We start from the raw sequence: 4,338 nt of genomic DNA, 5'->3' as shown, positions 1-4,338 counted from the left end.
TACACGGTGAAGATCACTCTGACCAACGGTGACATCGGGGAGAACGTGGGCCGGGCCTCCTACCCGGATCTCGGCTGCATAGCCGATCTCTATCTGACGGACGTGGCCGGGTCGACGATCCGGGTCCAGGGACGGCTGGTGGTGAACTCGTACAACGCCTGCGTGGCGGCAACGCTCGATCTCGGTCTGCGGTCGAGCTCGTCGATGAACTATCTCGCGCAGTCACCGGGACTCGACGGCAGCGGCAGCGCGCTCCTCTACCGCTGACCCGCGCTGTTGATGATCTCCAGCCGCCGCACACGAAGGCGCTCGACGTCGAGCGTCGCGATCTGGAGGCTGCCCACCCGCGCCCGTCGGACCGCCAGCCGTCCGATCGCGAGCGCGCCCACGGCGAGGGCGCCCAGCGCCGTCGCGCCGAGGGCCAGCGCCCCGACGGCGAACGCGCCCACCGCCTTCGCCCCGGTGGCCACGACCACGCCGCCGGAGGCGGCAGGCACGATGTCGCCGGTGGCCTCGGATTCCTCACCGGCGGTGGATTCCTCACCGGTGTCCCGGGAAGTCGGCCGGCTGGCGGGCTGCGTCAGGTTGCTCATCCTGTCGAGAGTAGAGCCTTCCCGTGGGCTGTCGAGTTTTCCCCCGGCCGGCCCGGTGGCTACTCGACGGTAGGTTGTGCCCAGGCTTTCCGACCGCCCAGTATTCGGATATTCACGACCCGGCTGTCGCGTGACGAGCCACCCCGCGACGCCCGTTCGCGATGCCCACCGGCGCGGCCTGGCGCCATCCGGACCAGACGAACCAGGAGGGAGTCCGATGATGGACGGGCTCGAAGTGAAAGCCGCCGCGGACGGCGACACCGCCTCCACCGACGACCGCACGGCCCGCTCCGGTGATGCCGGCGCGACCCATGTCGCCAGCCCCGCGGACGGGCGGACCGGGCGGCGGCAGCCGATCCCGCTGGAGCCGTACCTGTTCGCCGAACCGCCGGCACAGCCGCTGGTGTCACTGCGCGTCGAACGCCACGGCGCGGTCGTCCGGGTCACGCTGCTCGGCCCGGGCAAGGGCAACACCCTGGGCGCGGACTTCTGGCGTGAGCTCCCGCAGGTGTTCACCGCCCTGGACGCCGACGACACCGTGCGGGCGGTGGTGCTCACCGGCTCCGGCAGCCACTTCTGTTACGGCCTGGACCTGGCGCTGCTGGCCGAGCTGGGCGACATCGCGGGCGACGGCGACGGCGGCCTGGCCCGGTTCCGCACCGGTTTCCTCCACCGGCTGCGTTCCATGCAGGACGCGCTGGACCTTGTCGCGTACAGCCGGAAGGCGGTCGTCGCCGCGGTCAGCGGCTGGTGTGTCGGCGGCGGGGTCGATCTGCTGGCCGCGTGCGACGTCCGGTACGCCAGCGCCGAGGCGCTGTTCAGCATCCGGGAGGTGAAGGTCGGCGCGGTCGCCGACCTGGGCAGCCTGCAGCGCCTGCCCGCCATCATCGGGGACGGGCACCTGCGGGAGCTCGCGCTGACCGGCAGGGACATAGACGCCGCCCGCGCCGAGCGGATCGGCCTGGTCAACGATGTGCTGCCCGACCCGGCCGGCGCGCTCGCCGCCGCGCACGCCTTCGCCGACGAGGTGGCGGCCAACCCACCGCTGGTCGTACAGGGCGTCAAGGACGTCCTGGGCAATGCCCGTTTCGCCGCGGTCGAGGCCGGGCTGCGCTATGTCGGGGCCTGGAACGCCGCGTTCCTCCATTCCCACGACCTCGCCGAGGCGGTGACGGCTTTCAGACAGCGGCGGCCGCCACGGTTCACCGGCCGATGATCTCGGTTCCCCGCGCGCGCCACGAGCCGCCAGCAGGCCCCGGCACGGACGTCACCCGGCCGCGCCGGCCCGGCGGGCAGGCGGGCAGGCGGAACCGCCTCGCTCATATACCGGATCGTCGTCCCTGGGACGGATAGGCTGACGCAACGGCAGCGTCCGGCCGCGGCCACGTCCGTGCCGGGCGGAGGGGGCGCCCGCGTCGGGCGGAGCGGGCATCGTCGGCTGGTGGTCCCGGCCGGATGCCGGCTCGGCGGCCAGATGTTAAGAGCGGGCCCCGGCCAGCGGTCCGGCCGGGAGGGCCCAGCCCGGAGCCGACGGTCGGGAGGACGGTGCGGACGGCATGCCAATGATGTGCGCGGTCACGTTTTCGCCACGTGGACGGCTCTACTACGCCGATCCCGGACCATACTCGCCGAAGGTCGGGGACAAGGTTCTCATCCCCACCGACGCCGGCCCCGAGGTAGCCGAATGCATGTGGGCGCCGCAGTGGGTCAGCGACGACATCGGCGGGCTTCCGGTCCTGGCGGGAATGGCGCAGACGGCCGACGTCGAACAGCACGCGGCCTCCCGGCGACGCCGGGCGCAGGCGCGCGTCACGGCAAAGCGGCTGATCCGCGAGCACGAACTGCCCATGAAAGTCGTGGGTGTCGACCACATCCCGGCCGAGAACATGTTCACGATCTATTTCACCGCCGACCACCGGGTCGACTTCCGAGGCCTGGTACGCGACCTCGCCCGTACCCTCGCGGCCCGGATAGACCTGCGCCAGCTCTCCGCCCGGGACAGCGCACGCATCCAGGGGGGAATCGGCTCCTGCGGACGTGACCTGTGCTGCGCCACCTTCCTCACGGACTTCGAGCCGGTCAGCATCCGGATGGCCAAGGACCAGGATCTCCCGCTCAACCCCATGAAGATAAGCGGTGCCTGTGGCCGGCTGATGTGCTGTCTGCGCTACGAACATCCGCTGTACGAACAGTTCAAGGCCGAGGTCCCGGCCGTGGGCGCCCGGGTGAGCACACCCGACGGCGACGGGCGGGTCGTCTCCCACGACATACCGCGTGACCGGGTCGTGGTCAGGCTGGACGCCGGTGGCGGGCGATGCGCGTGTAGCCGGGCGAGCGTCTGCGGCTCACGCAAGGAGTACGAGGCAGCCCATCCCGGGCCGGGCACGGCCCCGGGCGGAGCGGACGCCCTGGCGAGACAGCCGGGCGCCGCCGAGAGCCCGGACGCCAGAAACCCGGCCCCGGCCCCGGACAACAGTGGGGACGCGGCGGGGACAGTGCATCCGATGGTGCCCGGCCCGGCGGCCCCACCGCTGGCCACGCCGGACCAGGCCGTCGCGCACCCGGCCCCGGCGGTGGCAGCCCCGGCGGCGCCGCCACCGGACAACGCCCGGACCCGGCGCCGCCTGCGCCGGCAGGCATCCCGTGACACGGACAACAGCCAGCCCGCCCCGGAGGCCTCCCCGCCCGGGCAGCACCCCGGCGGCCGTTGACCCGCCGCCGGGCGGCGATGAGATCACGGATCGAAGCGGTATCCCATACCACGCAGGGTCGTGACGAGCCGACGCTGCGGTGGACGTCCCTCGACCTTGGTCCGCACCCGGCGGACATGCTCGGTGACGGTCGCCGGATCCTGGAAACGTGTGCCCCAGACCTGTTCCAGCAGTTCTTCACGGCTGAAAACCCGGCGGGGGTGGCTCGCCAGGAAAGCGAGCAGCTCGTATTCACGCGCGGTGAGATCGACGCGCTCGCCGGCGACCGCGACCTCCCGGGCACGCAGGTCGATGGAAACGTCTCCGTAGACGAGCGGGTCGTTCCCATCGCTGGTGCGCTGCGGTGGTGGCTCGACGGGGCGACGGCGCAGCCTGGCCCGTACCCGTGCCACGAGTTCCCGCAGGGAGTACGGCTTGACCACGTAGTCGTCGGCCCCGAGTTCCAGACCGACGACCCGGTCGACCTCCTCGGCCCGGCCCGTCAACATGATTACAGGTACTTCGCTGGTCTGCCGCAGCCGGCTCAGTACAGCGAAGCCATCCATACGCGGCATCGCGACGTCAAGCACTACGAGGTCGATTTCGGTCGTCTGGAAAAGCTTGAGCGCGGTCTCGCCGTCAGCCGCCTCGAGCACCCGATAGCCGAACCGTTCAAGGCTGCGGGCAAGCGCAACCCGAGAAGCTTCGTCGTCCTCGGCGACGAGCAGGGAAGCCCCCCTCGTTGCTGTTGCAGTTGCGTCCCCGGTCATGGCCGAAACCCTACGCAAGCTCTCCGGAACCGCTGCGAGCGGGGTATCGGTATGTGCGAGGAACCCCGATTTCGGCACGTTACAGTAGTGCAACGGCTACTTATTGTCAATGAAAGGACATCGGAGACACACGGGACCGGGAGCCCTCGACGACTCCCGGCCTCGACCCGGCCGCAACATGAAAGAAACATGATCTTCCTGCCCTCACCCCTGAACGATCACCCATACCGTCGCATCCACATCAGCGGGATTCGCCGGGCCGCCGAACCGCCGGAGAGCGACCGG

Annotated in this window: 5 protein-coding genes; 3 read left to right on the top strand and 2 right to left on the bottom strand. The window is 70.9% G+C overall.

Going from position 1 to position 4,338, the window contains the following annotated elements; translation table 11 throughout:
• A partial coding sequence (locus AC5LUJ_RS09665; RefSeq protein WP_493464797.1) for a hypothetical protein occupies positions 1 to 267 on the top strand: 267 nt, incomplete at its 5' end.
• On the opposite strand, the gene AC5LUJ_RS09660 is transcribed toward AC5LUJ_RS09665, so the two are convergent.
• Positions 258 to 593, bottom strand: coding sequence for a hypothetical protein (locus AC5LUJ_RS09660; protein WP_250287500.1), 336 nt, complete (start codon positions 591 to 593; stop codon positions 258 to 260). The genes AC5LUJ_RS09665 and AC5LUJ_RS09660 overlap by 10 nt on opposite strands.
• Before the next feature lie 220 nt (positions 594 to 813).
• On the opposite strand from AC5LUJ_RS09660, the gene AC5LUJ_RS09655 reads away from it, so the two are divergent.
• Together AC5LUJ_RS09655 and AC5LUJ_RS09650 are read left to right on the top strand one after the other, a co-directional pair.
• Positions 814 to 1,809 (top strand): crotonase/enoyl-CoA hydratase family protein, encoded by a 996-nt coding sequence (locus tag AC5LUJ_RS09655; protein WP_250289910.1) that lies wholly within the window; start codon positions 814 to 816, stop codon positions 1,807 to 1,809.
• Positions 1,810 to 2,149: 340 nt separating this feature from the next.
• Complete coding sequence (locus AC5LUJ_RS09650; RefSeq protein WP_250289909.1) at positions 2,150 to 3,304, top strand: PSP1 domain-containing protein; 1,155 nt, start codon at positions 2,150 to 2,152, stop codon at positions 3,302 to 3,304.
• A 23-nt stretch (positions 3,305 to 3,327) separates the two neighbouring features.
• Here AC5LUJ_RS09650 and AC5LUJ_RS09645 read toward each other — a convergent pair whose 3' ends face one another.
• Complete coding sequence (locus tag AC5LUJ_RS09645) at positions 3,328 to 4,053, bottom strand: response regulator transcription factor (protein WP_250287106.1); 726 nt, start codon at positions 4,051 to 4,053, stop codon at positions 3,328 to 3,330.
• Between the last annotated feature and the right edge of the window lie 285 nt (positions 4,054 to 4,338).

It is taken from the genome of Protofrankia sp. CiP1_Cm_nod3 (assembly GCF_982290655.1).
Note: the sequence above shows the minus strand (reverse complement) of the source record. Positions and strands in the feature narration are given on the sequence as shown.

Coding starts and splice junctions, on each gene's coding strand:
- AC5LUJ_RS09650 (WP_250289909.1), top strand. CDS start 2,150: ATGCCAATGATGTGCGCGGTCACGTTTTCGCCACGTGGACGGCTCTAC.
- AC5LUJ_RS09645 (WP_250287106.1), bottom strand. CDS start 4,053: ATGACCGGGGACGCAACTGCAACAGCAACGAGGGGGGCTTCCCTGCTC.
- AC5LUJ_RS09660 (WP_250287500.1), bottom strand. CDS start 593: ATGAGCAACCTGACGCAGCCCGCCAGCCGGCCGACTTCCCGGGACACC.
- AC5LUJ_RS09655 (WP_250289910.1), top strand. CDS start 814: ATGGACGGGCTCGAAGTGAAAGCCGCCGCGGACGGCGACACCGCCTCC.